Origin of the sequence: Ideonella sp. WA131b (assembly GCA_023657425.1) — a bacterium.
In the GTDB taxonomy this organism is placed as follows: domain Bacteria; phylum Pseudomonadota; class Gammaproteobacteria; order Burkholderiales; family Burkholderiaceae_C; genus Rubrivivax.
This window is the reverse complement of the sequence record JAGTJW010000002.1, coordinates 31735-54008: the sequence shown is the minus strand read 5'-3', so window position 1 is coordinate 54008 and position 22274 is coordinate 31735. Positions and strand designations below refer to the sequence as shown.

Sequence of the window (22274 nt, the reverse complement as noted above, 5' to 3'; positions counted from 1 at the left end):
GAACCATGGAAATCGCACTCATCGTCGCCGTCATCGCGGTGATCTTCATCGTCCGCACCTTCAAGATCGTGCCGCAGCAGAACGCCTGGGTCGTCGAGCGGCTGGGCAAGTACGACCGCACGCTGACACCGGGCCTGAAGTTCGTCATCCCCTTCGTCGAGCGCGTGGCCTACAAGCATTCGCTCAAGGAGGTGCCTCTGGACGTGCCCAGCCAGGTGTGCATCACGCGCGACAACACGCAGCTGCAGGTCGACGGCATCCTGTATTTCCAGGTGACGGACCCGATGCGCGCCAGCTATGGCAGCAGCGACTATCTGGTGGCCATCTCGCAGTTGGCGCAGACGACGCTGCGCAGCGTGATCGGCAAGATGGAGCTCGACAAGACCTTCGAGGAGCGCGACCTCATCAACGCCAGTGTCGTGAGCTCGCTCGACGAGGCGGCCATGAACTGGGGCGTGAAGGTGCTGCGCTACGAGATCAAGGACCTCACCCCGCCGGCCGAGATCCTGCGTTCGATGCAGGCGCAGATCACGGCCGAGCGCGAGAAACGCGCGCTGATCGCGGCCTCCGAGGGCCGTCGCCAGGAGCAGATCAACATCGCCACCGGCGAGCGCGAGGCCTTCATCGCCCGCTCCGAGGGCGAGAAGCAGGCCGAGATCAACAACGCCCAAGGCGAGGCCGCGGCGATCAGCGCGGTGGCCGAGGCCACGGCCGAGGCCATTCGCAAGATCGCCGCTGCCATCCAGGAGCCCGGCGGTGAGCAGGCGGTGCAGCTGAAGGTGGCCGAGAAGGCGGTGGATGCCTATGCCAACCTCGCGCGCACCAACAACACGATGATCGTGCCGGGCAACATGACCGAGGTGTCGGCGCTGATCGGGACGGCGATGTCGCTGTTGGGCAAGGGCGGGTCGGCCCCCGGCAAGTGAGCCATGGCCGAGACCCGACGCGACCGGGCCCTCAATGTGCTGGGCACCGCGCTGCTGCCCTGCGGCTACGACCCGCTGACCGGCTGGTACCGTGACGGCTGCTGCCACACCGACGCGCAAGATCACGGCAGCCACGTGATCTGCGCCAAGGTGACGGTGGGCTTCCTGAACTTCCAGATGGAGCGTGGCAACGACCTCATCACGCCGCGGCCCGAGCACCGCTTCCCGGGTCTGAAGCCGGGTGACCGCTGGTGCGTGTGCGCGCTGCGCTGGCGCGAGGCCTACGAGGCCGGTTGCGCGCCGCCGGTGGTGCTGGAGAGCACGCACGCCCGGGCGCTGGACTTCGTGCTCATCGAGTGGCTGCGCAAGCATGCGGTGGTTGGTGCGTGATGCCTGGCCCTGAGGGGCAGGCTCCGGCGCCGCCGCGATCTCCTCAGCGCGCGGCCCCGGCGCGCCGCAGTTCCAGCTGCGCGAAGGCCCACTCGCGGTACGGCGTGGCCTGGGTGTCGACCACGCGCTGGAAGGCGCGCAGCGCTTCCTCGCGCTGGCCCTGAAGCAGCAGCCGCTGGCCGATGTAGAAGTGAGCCTCCGCCAGGTTCAGGCGGGCCAGGGCCTTGTTCTCGCCGGCCTGGCGCAACAGGGTATCGCGGTCGATGCGGCCGACCAGGTAGCGCAGCAGCGCGCCCGTGATCTTGGCGGGGTCGGTGCCGTCCACATGCTCATCGACCACCGCGCGGCCGCGCCCGCCGGCGCGCTCAGCAGCCAGGTACAGCCAGATCATCGAGAACTCCCGCCCCTCGCCACTGCCGCCCGCCACGGCTTCGCGCAGCAGCGGCTCGGCCGCTTCGGCCCGGCCGAGCAGGAAGTGCAGCGACCCCATCCAGCCCGCGACCGTGGCGGGGCGCGCTGCCGGCGTGATGCGCGCAAAGGTGGCCAGCGCCTGCTCGGCGCGGCCCTGGCCCAGCAGCGCAACGGCCATCGCGTCGAGCGCCTCGGGGTCTTCCGGCAGCACCTGCAGCGCGGCTCCAGCGTCGGCGGCGGCGGCCTCATGCAGGCCCAGAAGATTGAGCGTCGATGCGCGGTCGGCCAGCACGCGGGCCGCGAGCACGCTGCCCGGTGCCACGCGCGCCAGCGCTTGGGTGTCGAACAGCCGCGAGAACTCCTGGCGCAACTGGATCGTGCCGAGCTGGTCGTCGCGCCAGTCGCGTGACGACCGGACACGCCGCTCGGTGGCCTCAAGCAGCGGCCGGGTCACCTTCATGTCCACCAGCGGCAGGCGCAGGCGGCCGAAGCTCGCGTTGCGCGCCTTGAGCACCTTGTCGCGCCACGCGGCCAGCTCGGCTGGCGGCACCTGGTCGTCGCGCTGCTCGTAACGCCGCACGAAGGTGGCCGTCGGGCCGCCGTACTCCAGCCGGGCCGTGAAGCGGAACTGGCGATCGACGACCTCGAGGGCCTCGGGCGCCTGGGCCGGGAACGGCAGAGGTCCGGTGACGACGATGCGGCTGTCGACCACGCGCGGCGTGTCCACCAGCACCGGCCACTGGCGCGTGGTCTCCGGCGGCCCGACGAGCGTGTCCAGCAGCTCGAGCGCACCGAACTCGGCGTCAATGGCCCCGCGGGCGTACTGGCCCAACTCGGGCAACTCGAAGAGCTGTCGGAACACGAAGACGTTGTTGTGGCGGTCGTCCTCGACGACCGCTTCACCCTGCGCGCGCAGCGCCGGCAGCACGCGGGCATACGCGGCGGCCAGGTCGCGCGCCAGCGCCTCGCGCCCGCCCTGCGACTGACCGGCCCGCCAGCGCTCGGCCAACAGGCCGTGGGCACGCATCTCGAACTGCATGCGTACCGGCGCGCCGGGGGTCGACAGATCCCAGCGCTGCTCGAACTGCAGGCGGCTGCCTGCGGCACCCGGGCGCGGCACGTCCACCAGCGCCGCCCCGTCGCCGACCACGAGCGCGGCTCCATAGCTCCATTGTCCGCGGCTGGCCAGCTCGAGGCCCTGGCCCTGCAGGGTGGCGTCCAGCCACCAGGTGCGGCCATCCAGCTCGAGCCGCGTGATCACGTGGTCGAAGACGTCGTGGCTGGGCAGGTAGTCGCGAATGCCCTTGTTGCGCTGCATGGACACCAGCGCCGGCCGCGGATCGAAACCCAGCTCGCGCAGCAGCGCGTTCAGCAGCATGACCTTGTCCTTGCAGTCGCCCAAGCGCTCGGCCAGCGTTCGCTCGGGTGGCTTGGGGCGGTGTGAACTCTCACCCAGGCTCACGCTGAGGTAGCGGATCTCATCCTGAACGAAACGCAACACCTCGGACACCAGCGCAGCACCCGCCAGGCCGCTGGCGCGGAAGGCCTGCGCGCGTTCGACCACGGCCGCCGGGACCGGCTGCGCCGGGGCGAACAAGCGCTGAGCCCAGGCGTCGACCTCGGCCCAGGAACTCCACTCGCTGATGTCGATCGCGGGAAAGACCTTCACCCATGGCGGCACGCCCTGCTCGGCCACCAGGGCCGGCACCTGCTGGCGCACCATCCGCAGCACCTGCACGGCGCCCTCGACCGAGCGCTCGGGCTCCAGCGTCGTTGCCAGACCCTTGGTGCGCATGACACGCGACGCCGGGACGCGCCACCGGTGATGCAGGACATCCATCGGGGTGTCGTAGGCCAGGCGCATGCCGCCGGCGATGCGGCCTTCGAAGATCGGGTTCTCACCCTCGACCGTGTAGGCCACCTCGACCGCGTCGCCGACGCGCACGTCGCTCAACACCAACAGGAGCGTTTCGACACCGTTGAGCACCAGTTGCTCCAGGCCGGTCTCGCGCCGCATGGGCTCGATGCGGGCCTCGGCCAGGCGATCGCTGCGCACGCCGTCGCGCCACACATGGGCGTGATGCACCACGAGACGCTGGAACGCCGGGTTGAAGCTCAGCGGCCACTGGGACACCGAGCCCAGGGCCGCGGCGTCTAGCGCCGAGCTGCGGACGCGCACGAAGGTCTGCGGCTGCTCGCCGGTGTGGTCGACCTGGACATCCACGAGGTGATCGCGCCGGGCTCCAGCGGCCGGCGCGGGCACCAGGCTGCGGTCGGCACCCGGAGGCGCCACCACCCAGGCCGGGATGCCGCCCTGGCGCCAACCCCGGCCGGATCGGGCTGCGGCCTCCTTGGCAGCTGGCGTGGGCGAGACTGCGCGCGACGCCGCTCTAGACGGTCCGGGCTCGGCAGGCTTGGCGGCCGGTCGCAGCACAGGCTTGGGGGCCGGGGCGACCCCAGCGCCGGGCTGGGGTGTGGCGGGCACCGGCTGCGGGGACGTGGCCCGCGTGACCTGCCCTTGAGCGCCTTGCGCCAGCGCGACCCCCGTGCCAGCGGCCAGCAGCCCTATCCAGAACACCCCCCAGACGCACCGCCGTGCCAGGCTCGTCAAACCCATCACCCACTCCCGGCACGCGGTCCGACCATCGGCACCCACGACGCGTGCATCCCAACCACGATGGTGCGGGTGAACCTTCGACACAAGAGGCCGGGTTAACCAGGGTGTTCCAAGGCCCTGCCGACCGGCGCCCGCGATGCGGCCGCGAGCCCCTTGGCGGACAGGGCGGGATTCGAACCCGCGGAGGGCTGTTAACCCTCACACGCTTTCCAGGCGTGCGACTTAAACCGCTCATCCACCTGTCCGGGCGGCGCGCATTCTAGGCGGTCCGGCCGGCACGCTGCCGCGGCCTGCGCCCGGTCAGGCAGGCTTGGCGGCCCGCGCCGTGCGGTACAGCTGCAGGTACTCGCGCGCCGGCTGCTGCCACGACAGATCCTGGCCCATGCCCTGCCGCATCAGGCGCTGCCAGGCGCCGCGCCGCTGCCACAGCGTGCGGGCACGCCACACGGCCTGCAACAGCGCCCGCGGCGTGGCGGCGTCGAAGACGAAGCCGGTCGCCCGCCCCTCGGCCTGCGCGGCGTCGTCGGCGTCGATCACGGTGTCGGCCAGCCCGCCCACGCGGCGCACCAGGGGCAGCGTGCCGTAGCGCAGTCCGTACAGCTGCGTCAGGCCGCAAGGCTCAAAGCGCGAGGGCACGGCGATCACGTCGGCCCCGGCCACCAGCCGGTGGGCGCGTGCCTCGTCGTAGCCCACGTGCACCTGCAGGCGGCCCGGGTGCGCCAGCTCGGCCGTGCGGAACGCGGCCTCCAGCGCCGGGTCGCCAGTGCCCTGCACTGCCAACTGCACACCGTGCGGCACGCCCTGCGCCAGCAGCTCGGGCAGCGCGGCCAGCAGAAGGTCCATGCCCTTTTGCGCGGTGAGGCGGCTCACCACCACCATCAGCAGCGCCGACTCGTCGGCCGCAAGGCCCAGCTCGGCCTGCAACGCGCGCTTGCAGGCCGCCTTGCCGCCCAGGCGCTCGGCGTCGTAGCGCTCGGCGATGGCGGCGTCGGTGTCCGGATTCCAGACCGCGTCGTCGATGCCGTTGAGAATGCCGCTGACCGCCGCACCGCGGCCGCGGATCACGCCTTCGAGCCCGCAGCCGAATTCGTGCGTGGCGATCTCGTGGGCGTAGCGGGGGCTGACGGTGGTGATGCGGTCGGCGAACTTCAGGCCCGCCTTCATGAAGCTGATCTGGCCGTGGTACTCCAGCCCCGCGGGTGACATCAGCCGCGAGGCCAGGCCCAGCAGCGGCCAGTCGTGCATCGGGAACAGCCCCTGGAACGCCAGGTTGTGCACCGTGAAGACGCTGGCGGCCGGCGTGGGCAGGTGCTCGGCCATGAAGGCACAGGCCATGGCTGCGTGCCAGTCGTGGGCATGCACGATGTCGGGCTGCCAGGCCGGGTCGGCATCGTCGGCGGCCAGGTGCGCGGCCGCCCAGCCCAGCAAGGCGAAGCGCTGCAGGTTGTCGGGCCACTCCTGGCCATCCGGCGCCTGGTAGGGGCCGCCGCCGCGCCGGTACAGGTACGGGGCGTCGATCACGTAGGTCGGCAGCGCCGTGCCGGGCATGCGCCCGAGCAGCAGCCGCACGCGCAGGGCGCCAAAACAAGCGCCGACGTCGATGACCACGCGGGTGCTGCGCACGCTGTCCATCACCGCGGGGTAGCCGGGCAGGAGCAGCCGCACGTCGGCGCCCTGCTGGGCCTGCGCCACCGGCAGCGCCGCCACCACGTCGGCCAGGCCACCCGTCTTGACGAGCGGGAAAAGCTCGGCCGCCACGTGCAGCACGCGCAGCGGCGCCGCCGCCGGCTCCGCGCCCGCCGTCATCCGAGCGCGCGCAGCATCTCGCGCGTCACGAGCGTGATGCCGCTGTCGGTGCGGTAGAAGCGCTGGGCGTCGGCCTCGGCGTCCTCGCCGATCACCAGGCCGTCGGGGATGACACAGTCGCGGTCGATGACGCAGCGCTTCAGGCGGGCTTGGCGGCCCACCTCCACGCCCGGGAGCAGCACGCTCCAGCTGACCAGCGCGTGCGAATGCACGCGCACGTCGGAAAACAGCACCGAGCGCAACACGCTGCCGCTGACGATGCAGCCGCCCGACACCAGGCTCTCGATGGCCATCCCGCGGCGGTCGTCCTGGTTGTGCACGAACTTGGCCGGCGGCAGCTGCGGCTGGTAGGTCCAGATCGGCCAGTGCGTGTCGTAGAGGTTGAGCAGCGGGTCGGTGGCGGTGAGGTCGATGTTGGCGTCCCAGTAGGCGTCGATGGTGCCGACATCGCGCCAGTAGGGCTCGAAGCCGGTGCGGCGGCCCACGCAGGACAGATCGAAAGGATGCGCCGCCGCCACGCCCGCCTTGACCGCACGCGGGATGATGTCCTTGCCGAAGTCGTGGCTGGAGTTCGGGTCGGCCATGTCGCGCTCGAGCTCGCGGTACAGAAAGCGCGCGTTGAAGATGTAGATGCCCATGCTGGCCAGGCTGCGGCCGGGTTTGCCGGGCAGCTCGGGCGGCTCGGGCGGCTTCTCGACGAAGTCGGTGATGCGGCGGCTCTTGTCGACGGCCATCACGCCGAAGGCACGGGCCTCGTCGCGGCTCACCTCCACGCAGGCCACGGTGCACTCGCTGCCGAGTTCGCGGTGCAGCGCCACGTGGTCGGCCAGCATCAGCGCGTAGTTCTGCTTGTAGATGTGGTCGCCGGCCAGCACCACCACGTACTCGGCGCGGTAGGCGGCCAGGATGTCCTGGTTCTGGTAGACGGCGTCGGCCGTGCCGCGGTACCAGCTTTCTTCGTCGACGCGCTGCTGCGCGGGCAGCAGGTCGACGAACTCGTTCATCTCGCTCTTCAAGAAGGCCCAGCCGCGCTGCAGGTGGCGCAGCAGGCTGTGCGACTTGTACTGCGTGATCACGCCGATGCGGCGGATGCCGCTGTTCATGCAGTTGCTGAGCGCGAAGTCGACGATGCGGAACTTGCCGCCGAAGTACACCGCCGGCTTGGCCCGCGAATCGGTCAGGTTCTTCAGCCGGCTGCCGCGCCCACCGGCCAGCACCAGGGCCACGGCCCGGCGCGGCAGGTCGAAGCTCGCCGCCACATCGATCGGTTTCATGCTGTCTCCTGGTGCAACCCGGCGCGCACACGATGCAGCAAAACTACAAGCCCCAAACCGGGCAAGCAGCACCGAATCGACAGGCGCAGATCGCTTGGTTCATTGAATCAGTTTACGAAAAATGTGGTCTAGATACTTGTCAACAGACAACTTTGTGCAATTCACCCGCAGAGCAGCGCCCAAGACAAAGGCGTGAACATGTAGCCAGACTACAAAGCACGGCCTCGGTTTGGGTTGACGCTGGCCGCCCCGTTCGGGACACTCCCTGCACCGACAACCCGCCCCAGCACGACGCAAGCAAACCTTGCGCCGCCCCGACGATGTCCGACCCCAAGACCACCTCGACCGCGGCCGCCAGCCCTTCGGCCCTGGCCGCCGTCGACCACAGCGCCGCAGCCGTCGAGCGCCATTTGCTGCACACCGTGGGCACCCTGCCCGGCCAGGCCAGCCCGAGCGAGATCATGCACGCCGTGGCGCAGGTGGCGCGAGAGCAGTTGTCCCGACGTTGGGTGGCCGCTGAATCCGCCGACCGCGCGGCCAAGGCACGCCGCGTGTACTACCTGTCGATGGAGTTCCTGATCGGCCGCACGCTCAGCAACGCGCTGGCCGCGCTTGATCTGAAGGGCGAGATGGGCGGCGCCGCCCGCGCCCACGCCGCCAGCCTTGAAGACCTGGCCAGCACCGAAGCCGATGCCGCCCTGGGCAACGGTGGCCTGGGCCGGCTGGCCGCCTGCTTCCTGGACAGCATGGCCACCGTGGAGCTGCCGAGCATCGGCTACGGCATCCGCTACGAGTTCGGCATGTTCAAGCAGCACATCCAGGGCGGGCGCCAGATCGAATCACCCGACCCCTGGCTCGAAGACGGCACGCCCTGGGAGTTCCCGCGCGGCAACGTCGCCTACCGGGTGCGTTTCGGCGGCTGGGTGGAGCCGGCGGCCGACCCCAGCCTCGTGCCGACCTGGCGGCATGCCGGCGAGGTCAACGCCAAGGCCTACGACATGGTCGTGCCCGGCCACGGCACCGAGCGCGTGAGCACGCTGCGCCTCTGGAAGGCCGTGGCACCCAGCCAGATCGACCTGCACGCCTTCAACAGCGGCGATTACGCCCGCGCGGCCGAGTTCAAGAACGCCTACGAGAACATCTCCTGGGTGCTCTACCCCAACGACAGCACGCCCGCCGGCCGCGAGTTGCGCTTGCGTCAGGAGTACTTCTTCACCAGCGCCAGCATCCAGGACATCCTGGCGCGGCATCTGGCGGAGCACGGGCGGCTCACCAACCTGTCGGACAAGGTCGCCATCCACCTGAACGACACCCACCCGGCCATCGGGGTTGCGGAGCTGATGCGCCTGCTGGTCGACGAACACGGTTTTGGCTGGATCGCCGCCTGGGCCATCACGCGCAAGGTGTTCAGCTACACCAACCACACGCTGATGCCCGAGGCGCTGGAAACGTGGCCCGTGGCGCTGATGCAGCAGGTGCTGCCGCGGCACCTGGAGATCATCTTCCGCATCAACGCCGAGTTCCTGGCCGAGGCCGCCGCGCACCGCCCGGGCGACAACGGGTTCCTGCGCGAGCTCTCGCTCATCGACGAGCGCGGCGAGCGCCGCGTGCGGATGGCGCATCTCGCGGTGGTGGGCAGCCACAAGACCAACGGCGTCTCGGCGCTGCACTCCGATCTGCTGGTGAAGACCATCTTCTCGGGCTTCGCGGCCATGTGGCCCGAGCGCTTCACCAACATGACCAACGGCGTGACCCCCCGCCGCTGGCTGGCCCAGGCCAACGGCGGCCTGGCCTCGCTGGTGGACAGCACCATCGGCCACGGCTGGCGGCTCGATCTCGACCAGCTCAAGCGCCTGGAGCCGCACGCCGGGCGCGCCGACTTCCGCCAGGCCTTCATGGCCGTCAAACAAGCCAACAAGCGGCGGCTGGCCGAGCACATCCGCACCAGCACCGGCATCGTGGTGGACCCCGCCAGCCTGTTCGACGTGCAGGTCAAGCGCATCCACGAGTACAAGCGCCAGCTTCTGAACGTGCTGCAGGTGGTGGCGCGCTACCAGGCCATGCTGGCCGACCCCACGACCCACTGGACGCCGCGCACGGTGATCTTCGCCGGCAAGGCCGCGAGCGCCTACCACGCGGCCAAGAGCATCATCCGGCTCATCCACGACGTGGGCGGCGTGGTCAACGACGACCCGGTGGTGGCCGGCCGGCTGAAGCTGGTGTTCGTGCCCAACTATGGCGTCTCGGTGGCCGAGCTCATCATGCCCGCGGCCGATTTGTCGGAGCAGATCTCCACCGCCGGCACCGAGGCCTCGGGCACGGGCAACATGAAGCTGGCGCTCAACGGTGCGCTCACCATCGGCACCGACGATGGCGCCAACATCGAGATCCGCCAGCAGGTGGGCGACGACAACATCTTCATCTTCGGCCTGTCCACGGCCGAGGTGGCGCAGCACAAGTCCCAAGGCTGGCAGCCCTTCCGCGTCTACGAGGCCAACCCGCGCCTGAAGGCGGTGCTCGACGCCATCGCCGCGGGCGCCTTCAGCGAAGACGAACCGGGTCGCTACCGCGGCCTGGTGGATTCGCTGCTCTGGGGCGGCGACCCCTACATGCTGCTGGCCGACTTCGACAGCTACGTGGCCGCGCAGGCGCGCGTCGACACGCTCTACGAGCAGCCCGAGGCCTGGGCGCGCAAGGCCATCCGCAACGTGGCCGGCATGGGCTTCTTCTCGTCGGACCGCACCATCCGCGAGTACGCTCGCGAGGTCTGGGGCATCCCGGCCAAGGGTTGACCACACCACGCACCCGATGAAGCTCGACAAGGCCGAGGCGCGCGCCGTCTGCGAGGGCCGCCACGGCGACCCGTTTGCGGTGCTGGGCCCGCACCCGCGCGGCGATGGCGCCATCTGGGTGCGTGTGTTTGCGCCTCATGCGGTGGCGGTGACGGTCGTCGCTGGCCCCCACGCCTGGCCGCTGCAGCGGCGCGACGCCGAGGGCCTGCACGATCTCTTCGAGGGCGAGACCGCCGCGCGCGGCCCCTACCAGCTGCGGCTGCGCTGGGACGGTGGCGGGGAGACCGTGATCGAAGACCCCTACCGCTTCGGCACCGTGCTGGGCGAGATGGACGTCTGGCTGTTGGGCGAAGGCACGCACCGGCGCCCCTTCGAGGTGCTGGGCGCGTATCCGCGCAGCATGGACGGCGTGCCCGGCACGGCCTTTGCCGTGTGGGCGCCCAACGCCATCCGCGTGAGCGTGGTCGGCGACTTCAACCACTGGGATGGCCGCCGCCACCCCATGCGCCTGCGCCGCGAGTGTGGTGTCTGGGAGCTGTTCCTGCCGGGCGTGGGCCTGGGCGCGGCCTACAAGTTCGAGCTGCTCGACCGCGATGGCCAGCTGCTGCCCCAGAAAGCCGACCCCTACGCACGCGCCGCCGAGATGCGCCCCGCCACCGCCAGCATCGTGGCGCCGCTGCCGCCGGTGTTGCCGCCCGCGCCGGGGCGCCAGGCCGCCAACGCGCTGGACGCGCCGGTCAGCATCTACGAAGTGCACCTGGGCTCCTGGCGCCGCAAGCCCGAGGAAGGCAACCGATGGCTCAGCTGGGACGAGCTCGCGGACGAGCTGCTGCCCTACACGCAGGACATGGGCTTCACGCACCTGGAACTGCTGCCCATCAGCGAGCACCCCTTCGATGGCAGCTGGGGCTACCAGACGCTGGGCCTGTACGCGCCCACGGCGCGCTTCGGCCCGCCGCAGGGGCTGCAGCGCTTCATCGAGCGCGCGCATGCGGCGGGCCTGGGTGTGATCCTCGACTGGGTGCCGGCGCACTTCCCGACCGACACGCATGGGTTGAGCCGCTTCGACGGCACGGCCCTGTTCGAGTACGCCGACCCCCGCGAGGGCTTCCACAACGACTGGAACACCCTCATCTACAACTTCGGCCGCTCGGAGGTGCGCAACTTCCTGGTCGGCAATGCGCTGTACTGGGTCGAGCGCTTCGGCGTGGACGGCCTGCGCGTGGACGCCGTGGCCTCCATGCTGTACCGCGACTACAGCCGCAAGGCCGGCGAGTGGGTGCCCAACGTCCACGGCGGGCGCGAGAACCTCGAGGCGATCGCGCTGCTCCAGCGCGTGAACGAGGTCATCGGCAGCGAGTGCCCGCAGGCCGTGACCCTGGCCGAGGAGAGCACCGCCTTCCCCGGCGTGAGCCGCCCCACCTATGCCGGCGGCCTGGGCTTCCACTACAAGTGGAACATGGGCTGGATGCACGACACGCTGCAGTACATGGGCCGCGATCCCATCCACCGGCCCTACCACCATGGCGAGATGACCTTCGGCCTGGTGTATGCCTTCACCGAGAACTTCGTGCTGCCGCTCAGCCACGACGAGGTGGTCCACGGCAAGGGCAGCCTGCTGGCGCGCATGCCGGGCGACGCCTGGCAGCAGTTCGCCAACCTGCGCGCCTACTACGGCTTCCTGTGGGGGCACCCGGGCAAGAAGCTGCTGTTCATGGGCGGCGAGTTCGCCCAGGGCCGCGAGTGGAACCACGACGCCAGTCTGGACTGGCACCAGCTTCAGGACGATCGTCACGCCGGGGTGCAACGCCTGGTGCGCGACCTCAACCACCTCTACCGCAGCAGCCCTGCGCTGTACACGCAGGACTTCGGCCCTGCGGGCTTTGAGTGGGTGGCCCACGACGAGGCGCGCCGCAGCCTGCTGGCCTTCGTGCGGCATGGTCGGGGCGGCGAGCAGATGCTGGTGGTGTGCAACTTCGCGCCGGTGGTGCACCACGCCCTGCGCTGCGGCGTGCCCGCGGTCGGCCGCTGGGTCGAGCGGCTCAACACCGACAGCCGACACTACGGCGGCAGCGACGTCGGCACGCCGCTGGGCGAGTGCACCTCCGAGCCGGTGCCCAGCCACGGCCAGGCGCACAGCGTGGTGCTGAACCTGCCGCCGCTGGCAACGGTGTTCATGGAGCTCGTGCGCTGACATGGACTTGGCGCACCGCGACGCCAACGCCGGGACGGCACTGCAACCGGGCCGCGCCTGGCCGCTGGGCGCCTCCGTCGACGAAGAGGGCGTGAATTTCGCCGTGTTCTCGCAGCACGGGGCCCGTGTGGAGCTGTGCCTGTACGACGCCGCGGGCCGCACCGAGTTGCAGCGCCTGCCGCTGCCCGGTCGCAGCGGCGATGTCTTTCACGTCCACCTGGCCGGGGCCGGTGCCGGGCTCGTCTACGGCCTGCGCGCGCACGGGCCCTGGCGGCCCGACCGCGGCCACCGATTCAACCCCAACAAGCTGCTGCTCGATCCCTGGGCGCGTGAGATCGTGGCCCCGCCCGGCGGCTTCGACTGGGCGGGCCCGCACTTCGGCGCCGACAGTGCCTACCCGCAGCACCCGGACACGCGCGACAACGGCCCCATGGCCTTCAAGGCCCGCGTCGTGGCGCCCGAGCCCGGCGTGGCACGGCTGCGCAGGCCGCCCGGCGTCGACACGCTGATCTATGAGCTGCATGTGCGCGGCTTCACCAAACAGCTGCCCGGCGTGCCCGAGGCGCTGCGAGGCACCTACGCCGGCCTGGCGCACGACGCTGCCATCGCCCACCTGCAGCGCCTGGGCGTGACCACCGTGTGCCTGCTCCCGGTGCAACAGCACCTGGACGAAGCCCATCTGGCCGCGCGCGGGCTCGTCAACTACTGGGGCTACAACACCCTGGGCTTTTTCTGCCCCGAGCCGCGCTACGCCGCGGCGAGCAGCGGCGCCGGTGTGCGCGAGGAGTTCCGCACGATGGTGCGGCGGCTGCACGAGGCTGGCATCGAGGTGCTGCTCGACGTGGTCTACAACCACACCCCCGAGGGCGACGAGCGCGGTCCGACGCTGGCCTGGCGCGGTCTGGACAACGCCAGCTGCTATCGCCTGCAGGGGCACGCGAGGCAGCACCACGAGAACTGGACGGGTTGCGGCAACACGCTGGACATCCGCCACCCGCGCATGCTGCAGATGGTCATGGACAGCCTGCGCCACTGGGTGCAGCACTACGGCGTCGACGGCTTCCGTTTCGACCTGGCCCCGGTGCTGGGCCGTGGCGACCACGGCTTCGAGCGCGAAGGCCCGTTCTTCAAGGCCGTGCTGCAGGACCCCGTGCTGCAAGGCCTGCGCCTGATTGCCGAGCCCTGGGACCTGGGCCCGGGCGGCTATCAGATGGGCCAGTTCCCACGCGGCTGGCAGGAGTGGAACGACCGCTTCCGCGACACCGCGCGGGCCTTCTGGCTGGGCGGTGACTGCACGCGGGGCGAGTTCGCCCTGCGCCTGGCCGGCAGCTCCGACGTGTTCCAGCCGCGCCAGCGCCCGCCGCTGGAGAGCGTGAACTACATCGTCAGCCACGACGGCTTCACCCTGGCCGACCTGGTGAGCTACGACCTGCGCCACAACGAGGCCAACGGCGAGGGCAACCGGGACGGCCACGGACACAACCTCAGCTGGAACTGCGGGTCCGAGGGCCCCACGTCCGACCCCGAGGTGCTGGCCCGCCGCGCGCGGCTGCAGCGCGCGCTGCTGGCCAGCCTGCTGTTGAGCCAGGGCACGCCCATGCTGGCTGCGGGCGACGAACTCGGTCACAGCCAGGGTGGCAACAACAACCCCTACTGCCAGGACAACCCCAGCACCTGGATCGCCTGGGCCTCGGCCGACGGGGATCTGCTGGCCTACACGGCCCACGTCATCTCGTTGCGCAAGCGCTTGTTGCCGATGGCGCCGCGCTGGTATACCGGCCTGCCCGATGCCAAGGGCCGGACCGACCTGGCCTGGCTGCGACGGACCGGCGAGCCCATGACGCCAGAGCACTGGAACAACCGCATGTCGCGCATCCTGGGCGCCTGGATCGGCGCGCCCGGGCGCGGTGCCGCACCGCTCTTGCTGCTCATCAACGGCCGCGACACGGACGCCAGTTTTCGGCTGCCCCCGGGCCATTGGGCCTGCGAGCTCGACAGCACGATGACTGACGGCCGCAGCGGCTGGGTGCGGGCGGGCGGGCAGGACTGCGAATTGCCCGCCCGCAGCGTGGTGCTGCTGCGTGACTCGGCGCCTTGACCCGACGGAGACTGCCTCCATGAGATTCCCCCGCGCCAGCGGTGTTCTGCTGCACCCCACCTCCCTGCCCGGGCCGCACGGCAGCGGCGATTTCGGCCCCGAGGCCCGCCACTTCGTCGATTGGCTGGTGACCGGCGGCCAGAAGCTTTGGCAGCTGCTGCCGCTGGCCGGCATCGGCCCGGGCAACTCGCCCTACATGAGCAACTCGGCCTTTGCCGGCAATGTGCTGCTGGTCGACCTGGCCGAGTTGCATCAGCAAGGCTGGCTCGACACCGCCGACCTGCAACCCGGGCCTGGCCTGGCCGCCGATGCGGTGGATTACGCGCATGTCCACCCCTTCCGGATGGAGCGCCTGCACAAGGCGGCGTTGCGTTGCGCCGCCGCCGGCACCGCGGCGCAGCGCGAGGACTTCGAGCGCTTCCGCACCGAGCAGGCGAGCTGGCTGCCTGACTTCAGCCTGTTCATGAGCCTGTGCGAGCGCCTGGCCTGGACCGACTGGCACACCTGGGACGCCCCGCTGCGCGATCGCGAACCCGCCGCACTGGCCGCGGCTCGCGTGGCGTGTGCCGAGCGCATCCACTTCTGGGAATTCGCGCAGTGGCGCTTTTTCCGCCAGTGGATGAAGCTGCGCGCCTATGCCAATGATCGGGGGGTGCGAATCATCGGCGATACGCCCATCTTCATCGCCCATCTTTCGGCCGAGGTGTGGGCGAACCCGCATCTGTTCGAGCTCGATGCCGCCAGGCGGCCCACGGTGGTGGCTGGCGTGCCGCCGGACTTCTTCAGCGCCACGGGCCAGCGCTGGGGCAACCCGCTGTACCGCTGGAGCGAGCACGCCAAGGACGGTTACTCATGGTGGGTGGAGCGCATCCGCCGCAGCTTCGAACTGGTGGACATCGTCCGCATCGACCACTTCCGCGGCTTTGCCGGCCATTGGGAGATCCCGGCGAACGAGCGCACGGCGGTCAACGGCCGCTGGCTGCCAGGGCCGGGCGAGGCCTTGTTCGCGGCCATCAACAAAGCACTCGGCCCCATGCCGATCATCGCCGAGGACCTGGGCGTGATCACGCCCGAGGTGGACGCGCTGCGCAAGACCTTCGGCCTGCCGGGCATGCGCATCCTGCAGTTCGCCTTCGGTGGTGACGCGACAGACCGTTTCCTGCCTCACAACCACGAACCGGACACCGTGGTCTACACCGGCACGCACGACAACGACACCGTGGCCGGCTGGTGGGCCACCGCCAGAGACCACGAACGTCGCTACGCGCGCGGGTACCTGGCCACCGACGGCCACGACATGCCCTGGACGCTGATCCGCGCCGCCATGGCCAGCGTGGCCGACACCGCCGTGCATCCGATGCAGGACGTGCTGGCCCTGCCCACCGAGTGCCGCATGAACTATCCCGGGCAGGAAAGCGGCTGGTGGCGCTGGCGTTTCCAGTGGGAGCAGGTGCAGCCTTGGCATGCGGGGCGGCTGGCCGAGATGTGCAGGCTCTACGGGCGCTGAGAGCCTGTGATCCTCGGCTTTCGGCCCGCCAGCCGATGATCCTGGCCGGGGCGCGCTCCTCGGCGCCGCGGCGCCGTTGAGCGCTCCGGTCAGCGTCGCACAGGCGGCAGGTCGGTGCAGCTGCCGTGCGCCACCTCGGCGGCCATGCCGATGCTCTCGCCCAGAGTGGGGTGCGGATGGATGGTCTTGCCGATGTCCACCATGTCGGCGCCCATCTCGATGGCCAGGGCCACCTCGCCGATCATGTCGCCCGCATGCGTGCCGACGATGCCGCCGCCGAGGATGCGGCCGTGGCTGTGGGCCTCGGGCGAGTCATCGAACAAGAGCTTGGTGTAGCCCTCGTCGCGGCCGTTGGCGATGGCGCGGCCGCTGGCGCTCCAGGGGAAGAGGCCCTTTTTCACCTTGATGCCCTGGGCCTTGGCTTCGTCTTCCGTCAGGCCCACCCAGGCGACCTCGGGGTCGGTGTAGGCCACGCTGGGGATGACGCGGGCGTCGAACTGCGCCTTCTCGTCCCCGGCGGCCACCTCGGCGGCCACATGGGCCTCGTGAACGGCCTTGTGCGCCAGCATGGGCTGGCCGACGATGTCGCCGATGGCAAAGATGTGCGGCACGTTGGTGCGCATCTGCGCATCCACCGGGATGTAGCCGCGATCGCCGACGATGACCCCGGCCTTGTCGGCCGCGAGCTTCTTGCCATTGGGCGTGCGGCCCACGGCCTGCAGGACCAGGTCGTACAGGCCTTCGCTCCTGCTGCCGTCCAGGCCCTCGAACATCACGCGGATGCCCTCGGGCCTGGCCTCGGCGCCCACGGTCTTGGTCTTCAGCATCAGCCGCTCGAAGCGGTGCGCGTTCATCTTCTGCCAGACCTTCACGAGATCGCGGTCGGCGCCCTGCATCAGGCCGTCCATCATCTCCACCACGTCGAGCCGGGCGCCCAGCGTGCTGTAGACGGTGCCCATCTCCAGGCCGATGATGCCGCCGCCGATGACGAGCATGCTCTTGGGCTGCTGGCGCAGCTGCAGCGCGCCGGTGCTGGTGACGATGCGCTCGTCGGCCGGCAGGAAGGGCAGCTTCACCGCCTCGGAGCCGGCGGCGATGATGGCTTTGGCAAAACGGATGATCTGCGTCTTGCCGTCGGCGGCGCTGACCTTCAGGTGGTGCGCATCGGCGAACTCGCCGCTGCCCTGCAGCACCGTCACCTTGCGCATCTTGGCCATGGCCGCCAGGCCGCCGGTGAGCTTGCCCACGACCTTGTTCTTGTGCGCGAGCAGCTTGCCGAGATCGACCTTGGGCGGCTCGAAGGCGATGCCGAGGTCGGCGAAGTGCTTCACCTCGTCCATCACCGCGGCCACGTGCAGCAGCGCCTTGCTGGGGATGCAGCCCACGTTCAGGCACACGCCGCCCAGCGTAGGGAAGCGCTCGACGAGCACCGTCTTGAGGCCAAGGTCGGCGCCGCGAAAAGCCGCCGAATAGCCGCCGGGGCCGGCGCCGAGCACGAGCAGCTCGCACTCGAGGTCGGCCGCCATGTCCGTTGGGGCACCAAGCTCCGTTCGGGCTGAGCTTGTCGAAGCCCCGGCACCAAGCTCCGTTCGGGCTGAGCTTGTCGAAGCACCGGCACCAAGCTCCGTTCGGGCTGAGCTTGTCGAAGCCCCGGCACCAAGCTCCGTTCGGGCTGAGCTTGTCGAAGCCCCCGTGGGCGCTTCGACAGGCTCAGCGCGAACGGTGTTGGGGTGAGCCGCGTCCAGCACCACGATCACGCTCCCCTGGTTGACCTTGTCCCCCACGGCGACCTTGATTTCCTTCACCACGCCCGCGGCCGACGAGGGGATCTCCATCGAGGCCTTGTCGCTTTCCACGGTCAGCAGGCTCTGCTCGGCCTTGACGGCGTCACCGGGCTTGACGAGCAGCTCGATGACGGCGAGGTCCTTGAAGTCGCCGATGTCGGGCACGGCGATGTCGATGAGGGGCATCGCGGGCTCCTTAAACAAGCACCCGGCGGAAGTCCGCCAGGATGGCGCCCAGGTAGGCGTTGAAGCGCGCCGCGGCGGCGCCGTCGATCACGCGGTGGTCCCAGCTCAGGCTCAGCGGCAGGATCAGGCGTGGCTGGAAGGCCTTGCCGTCCCAGCGGGGCTCGGTCGTGCTGCGGCACACGCCCAGGATGGCGACCTCGGGCGCGTTGATGATGGGCGTGAAGTAGCGCCCGCCGATGCCGCCCAGGCTGCTGATGCTGAAGCAGCCACCACTCATGTCGGCCGGGCTCAGTTTGCCCTCGCGCGCCTTGCCGGCCAGGGCGCTCATCTCGCTGCTGATCTGCAGGATGCCCTTTTGGTCAGCGTCCTTGATCACGGGCACCACCAGACCGTTGGGCGTGTCGGCGGCAAAGCCGATGTGGAAGTACTTCTTCAGCACCAGGGTGTCGCCGTCGAGCGAGGCGTTGAACTCCGGGAACTTCTTCAGCGCTGCCACGCTGGCCTTGATCAGGAAGGCCAGCATGGTGACTTTCGCGCCCGACTTCTCGTTCTCCTTGTTCAGCTGCACGCGGAAGGCTTCGAGATCGGTGATGTCGGCGTCGTCGTGGTTCGTGACGTGCGGAATGACGACCCAGTTGCGATGCAGGTTGGCGCCGCTGATCTTCTTGATGCGCGAGAGCTCCTTGCGCTCCACGGTGCCGAACTTGGCGAAGTCGACGTTGGGCCAGGGCAGCAGGCCCGGGAAGGCGCCGCCAGCCGCGGCCGGCGCGGCGGCCGGGGCCTTGGACTTCTGCGCGGCAGTCTGCGCGTCGCCGGCCATCACGGCCTTGACGAAGCCCTGAACGTCGGTCTGCGTGATGCGGCCTTTGGGACCGCTGCCCTTCACTTCAGCCAACGGCACGCCGAGTTCGCGGGCCAGCCGGCGGATGCTGGGTGAGGCATGCGGCAGCGATGCGCTGGGGGCCGTGTTGGGCTGATGCGCCGGCACGGCGTGGGCCTCCGTTCGCCCTGAGCTTGTCGAAGGGCTCGCCACCTCCGTTCGCCCTGAGCTTGTCGAAGGGCTGGTCACCTCCGTTCGCCCTGAGCTTGTCGAAGGGCTCGCCACCTCCGTTCGCCCTGAGCTTGTCGAAGGGCTCTTGGGGGCTTCGACAAGCTCAGCCCGAACGGAGACAGGGGCTTCGACAAGCTCAGCCCGAACGGAGGCAGGGGCTCCGACAGGCTCAGTCCGAACGGAGTGGGGGCCCTCCACAGGCTCAGCCCGACCGGAGGCGGCAACCTCCAGCTCCACGATCACCGAGCCCATGGCCACCTTGTCGCCCACCGCCACCTTCAGCGACTTCACCACGCCGGCATGCGACGACGGGATCTCCATCGAAGCCTTGTCGCTCTCCACCGTGATCAGGCTCTGCTCGGCCTTCACGGCGTCGCCCACCTTCACCATCACCTCGATCACCGCAACCTCGGCGAAATCACCGATGTCGGGCACCTTCACGTCGATCGACGCCATGTTTTCCGTCTCCGATTCGTTGCTGTGATCAGGCGACCCGCGGGTTCGCCTTGTCGGCGTCGATCCCGTACCTGCGGATGGCCTCGGCCACCTTGGCGACCGGCACCGTGCCCTCGTCGGCCAGCGCCTTGAGCGCGGCCACCACGATGTAGTGGCGGTTCACCTCGAAGTGCTCGCGCAGCTTGCTGCGGAAGTCGCTGCGGCCGAAGCCATCGGTGCCCAACACCTTGTAGGTGCGGCCCTTGGGGATGAAGGCGCGGATCTGCTCGGCGTAGGCCTTCATGTAGTCGGTGCTGGCGACCACTGGGCCGGCATGGCCGCCGAGCTGCTGCGTCACGAAAGGCACGCGCGTCTCCTCGGTGGGGTGCAGCAGGTTCCAGCGCTCGCAGTCCTGACCGTCGCGCGTGAGCTCGTTGAAACTCGGGCAGCTCCACACGTTGGCGGCCACGCCCCAGTCGGCCTCGAGCAGCGCCTTCGCGGCGATGCTCTCGCGCAGGATGGTGCCGCTGCCCAGCAGGTTGACGCGCGGTGTCTTCTTCGCGCCCTCCTGCAGCAGGTACATGCCCTTGAGGATCTGCTCCTCGGTGCCGGCCACCAGGCCCGGCATGGGGTAGTTCTCGTTGAGCAGCGTCAGGTAGAAGAAGACGTTGTCCTGCTTCTCCACCATGCGCTTCAAGCCGTGGTGCAGGATCACGGCCACCTCATGCGCGAAGGTGGGGTCGTAGCTCACGCAGTTGGGGATGGTGCCGGCCAGGATGTGGCTGTGGCCGTCCTCGTGCTGCAGGCCCTCGCCGTTGAGCGTGGTGCGGCCGCTGGTGCCGCCGAGCAGGAAACCGCGCGCCTGCATGTCGCCCGCCGCCCAGGCCAGGTCGCCGATGCGCTGGAAGCCGAACATCGAGTAGTAGATGTAGAACGGCACCATGATGCGGTTGTTGGTGCTGTAGCTGGTCGCCGCGGCGATCCAGCTGCTCATGCCGCCGGCCTCGTTGATGCCCTCCTGCAGGATCTGCCCGTTTTTTGCCTCGCGGTAGTACATCACCTGGTCCTTGTCGACCGGCGTGTACCTCTGCCCCTCGGGGTTGTAGATGCCGATCTGGCGGAACAGGCCCTCCATGCCGAAGGTGCGCGCCTCGTCCACCAGGATGGGCACGACACGCGGGCCCAGGGCCTGGTCGCGCAGCAGCTGGGTGAGGAAGCGCACGTAGGCCTGCGTGGTGCTGATCTCGCGGCCCTCGGCCGTCGGCTCGAGCACGCTCTTGAAGGTGTCGAGTGAGGGCACCGTGAAACTCTCGGTGCTCTTGGGCCGGCGCTTGGGCAGGTAGCCGCCCAGGGCCTTGCGCCGTTCGTGCAGGTACCTCATCTCCGGCGTGTCCTCGGCCGGCTTGTAGAACGGGATCTTCGGCAGCTCGGCATCCGGGACGGGGATGTTGAAGCGGTCGCGGAAGTACCTGATGTCCTCGTCGGTCAGCTTCTTGGCCTGGTGGGCGGTGTTCTTGCCCTCGCCGGCCTTGCCCATGCCCCAGCCCTTGACGGTCTTGATGAGCAGCAGCGTCGGCTGGCCCGTGTGGTTGTGGTGGGCGCGGTGAAAGGCGGCGTACACCTTGCCGGCGTCATGCCCGCCGCGGCGCAGGTTCCAGATGTCGGCGTCGCTCATCTTGGCCACCATCTCCAGCGTGCGCGGGTCGCGGCCGAAGAAGTTCTTGCGCACGAAGGCACCGTCATTGGCCTTGAAGGCCTGGTAGTCGCCGTCGAGCGTGTCGAGCATGATCTTGCGCAGCGCGCCGTCCTTGTCGCGCGCCAGCAGCGGATCCCAGTTGCTGCCCCAGATCAGCTTGAGCACGTTCCAGCCCGAGCCGCGGAACTCGCCTTCGAGCTCCTGGATGATCTTGCCGTTGCCGCGCACGGGCCCGTCCAGCCGCTGCAGGTTGCAGTTGATGACGAAGACCAGGTTGTCGAGCTTTTCGCGCGCCGCCAGGCCGATGGCGCCCAGGCTCTCGGGCTCGTCCATCTCGCCGTCGCCGCAGAACACCCACACCTTGCGCTGGCTCGTATCCGCGATGCCGCGCGCGTGCAGGTACTTCAGAAATCGCGCCTGGTAGATGGCCATCAGCGGCCCCAGGCCCATGCTCACGGTGGGGAACTGCCAGAACTCCGGCATCAGCTTGGGGTGCGGGTAGCTGCTGATGCCCTTGCCGCCCACCTCCTGGCGGAAGTGGAGCAGCTGCTCCTCGGTCAGCCGGCCTTCCAGAAAGGCTCGGGCGTAGATGCCCGGCGCACTGTGGCCCTGGATATAGAGAAGGTCGCCACCGTGGGTGCCGCCGCTGTCGGTGTCGTCGGCATGCCAGAAATGGTTGAAACCGGCCGCGAACATGTGAGCCAGGCTGGCGAAGCTGCTGATGTGGCCGCCGAGGTCGCCGCCGTCGGCGGGGTTCAGACGGTTGGCCTTGACCACCATGGCCATGGCGTTCCAGCGCATGTAGGCCCGCAGACGGCCTTCGAGCTCCAGGTTGCCGGGGCTGTGTTCCTCATCAGCCGGCTCGATGGTGTTGACGTAGCCGGTGTTGGCGGAAAACGGCATGTCGATGCCGCTCTGGCGCGACTGCTCCAGCAGCTGCTCCAGGAGGAAGTGGGCGCGTTCGGGACCTTCGGCCTGGATGACTGCGGACAGGGCGTCGAGCCACTCGCGGGTTTCCTGGGCGTCGGTATCGTTGGCAGCCAGGCCCGGCGTGGACTGCGGCATTGCGGACATGCGTGTCTCCTGCTTCGTGGGTGTCGGAACGGC

12 protein-coding genes and 1 tRNA gene are annotated in these 22274 nt (G+C 69.6%); 6 read left to right on the top strand and 7 right to left on the bottom strand.

Translation table 11 applies throughout. The features are described 5' to 3' along the window. The first annotated feature begins 5 nt into the window (after positions 1-5). The gene (locus KA711_10285) at positions 6-926 is read left to right on the top strand and encodes an SPFH/Band 7/PHB domain protein (protein ID MCM0609363.1); all 921 of its coding nucleotides are present in this window, start codon (positions 6-8) and stop codon (positions 924-926) included. Between the two features lie 3 nt (positions 927-929). Continuing rightward, a complete protein-coding gene (locus tag KA711_10280) occupies positions 930-1316 on the top strand; it encodes a DUF2237 domain-containing protein (GenBank protein MCM0609362.1) in 387 nt (128 codons plus the stop codon). 43 nt (positions 1317-1359) lie between these two features. On the opposite strand, the gene KA711_10275 is transcribed toward KA711_10280, so the two are convergent. The 4 genes from KA711_10275 to glgC all read right to left on the bottom strand — a co-directional run bounded on the left by KA711_10275 (position 1360) and on the right by glgC (position 7424). Further along, positions 1360-4344, bottom strand: coding sequence for a DUF3857 domain-containing protein (locus tag KA711_10275; GenBank protein MCM0609361.1), 2985 nt, complete (start codon positions 4342-4344; stop codon positions 1360-1362). A 154-nt stretch (positions 4345-4498) separates the two neighbouring features. Beyond that, positions 4499-4589: transfer RNA gene (locus KA711_10270), tRNA-Ser, on the bottom strand. Between the two features lie 55 nt (positions 4590-4644). Continuing rightward, positions 4645-6117 carry a glycogen synthase GlgA gene (glgA, locus tag KA711_10265; GenBank protein ID MCM0609360.1) on the bottom strand — a complete coding sequence of 491 codons (1473 nt, stop codon included), beginning with the start codon at positions 6115-6117 and terminating at the stop codon, positions 4645-4647. A gap of 29 nt (positions 6118-6146) precedes the next feature. Continuing rightward, the gene (glgC, locus tag KA711_10260) at positions 6147-7424 is read right to left on the bottom strand and encodes a glucose-1-phosphate adenylyltransferase (protein ID MCM0609359.1); all 1278 of its coding nucleotides are present in this window, start codon (positions 7422-7424) and stop codon (positions 6147-6149) included. Between the two features lie 320 nt (positions 7425-7744). On the opposite strand from glgC, the gene KA711_10255 reads away from it, so the two are divergent. The 4 genes from KA711_10255 to malQ are packed head-to-tail and all read left to right on the top strand — an operon-like array spanning position 7745 to position 16015. Continuing rightward, complete coding sequence (locus KA711_10255) at positions 7745-10216, top strand: glycogen/starch/alpha-glucan phosphorylase (GenBank protein ID MCM0609358.1); 2472 nt, start codon at positions 7745-7747, stop codon at positions 10214-10216. 16 nt (positions 10217-10232) lie between these two features. Next, on the top strand, positions 10233-12410 hold the full coding sequence (gene glgB, locus KA711_10250; GenBank protein MCM0609357.1) for a 1,4-alpha-glucan branching protein GlgB: 2178 nt from the start codon (positions 10233-10235) through the stop codon (positions 12408-12410). 1 nt (position 12411) lies between these two features. Beyond that, on the top strand, positions 12412-14508 hold the full coding sequence (glgX, locus tag KA711_10245; protein ID MCM0609356.1) for a glycogen debranching protein GlgX: 2097 nt from the start codon (positions 12412-12414) through the stop codon (positions 14506-14508). Between the two features lie 19 nt (positions 14509-14527). Then, entirely contained in the window at positions 14528-16015 is a 1488-nt protein-coding gene (malQ, locus tag KA711_10240; GenBank protein ID MCM0609355.1) for a 4-alpha-glucanotransferase, read from the top strand. An 89-nt stretch (positions 16016-16104) separates the two neighbouring features. On the opposite strand, the gene lpdA is transcribed toward malQ, so the two are convergent. Genes lpdA through aceE form a run of 3 tightly spaced genes read right to left on the bottom strand, consistent with a single transcriptional unit; the run spans position 16105 to position 22241 of the window. Then, positions 16105-17985 (bottom strand): dihydrolipoyl dehydrogenase, encoded by a 1881-nt coding sequence (gene lpdA, locus KA711_10235; GenBank protein MCM0609354.1) that lies wholly within the window; start codon positions 17983-17985, stop codon positions 16105-16107. A gap of 10 nt (positions 17986-17995) precedes the next feature. Further along, positions 17996-19492 (bottom strand): dihydrolipoyllysine-residue acetyltransferase, encoded by a 1497-nt coding sequence (locus KA711_10230; protein ID MCM0609353.1) that lies wholly within the window; start codon positions 19490-19492, stop codon positions 17996-17998. Positions 19493-19520: 28 nt separating this feature from the next. Next, positions 19521-22241 (bottom strand): pyruvate dehydrogenase (acetyl-transferring), homodimeric type, encoded by a 2721-nt coding sequence (aceE, locus tag KA711_10225; GenBank protein MCM0609352.1) that lies wholly within the window; start codon positions 22239-22241, stop codon positions 19521-19523. Positions 22242-22274 lie beyond the last annotated feature (33 nt).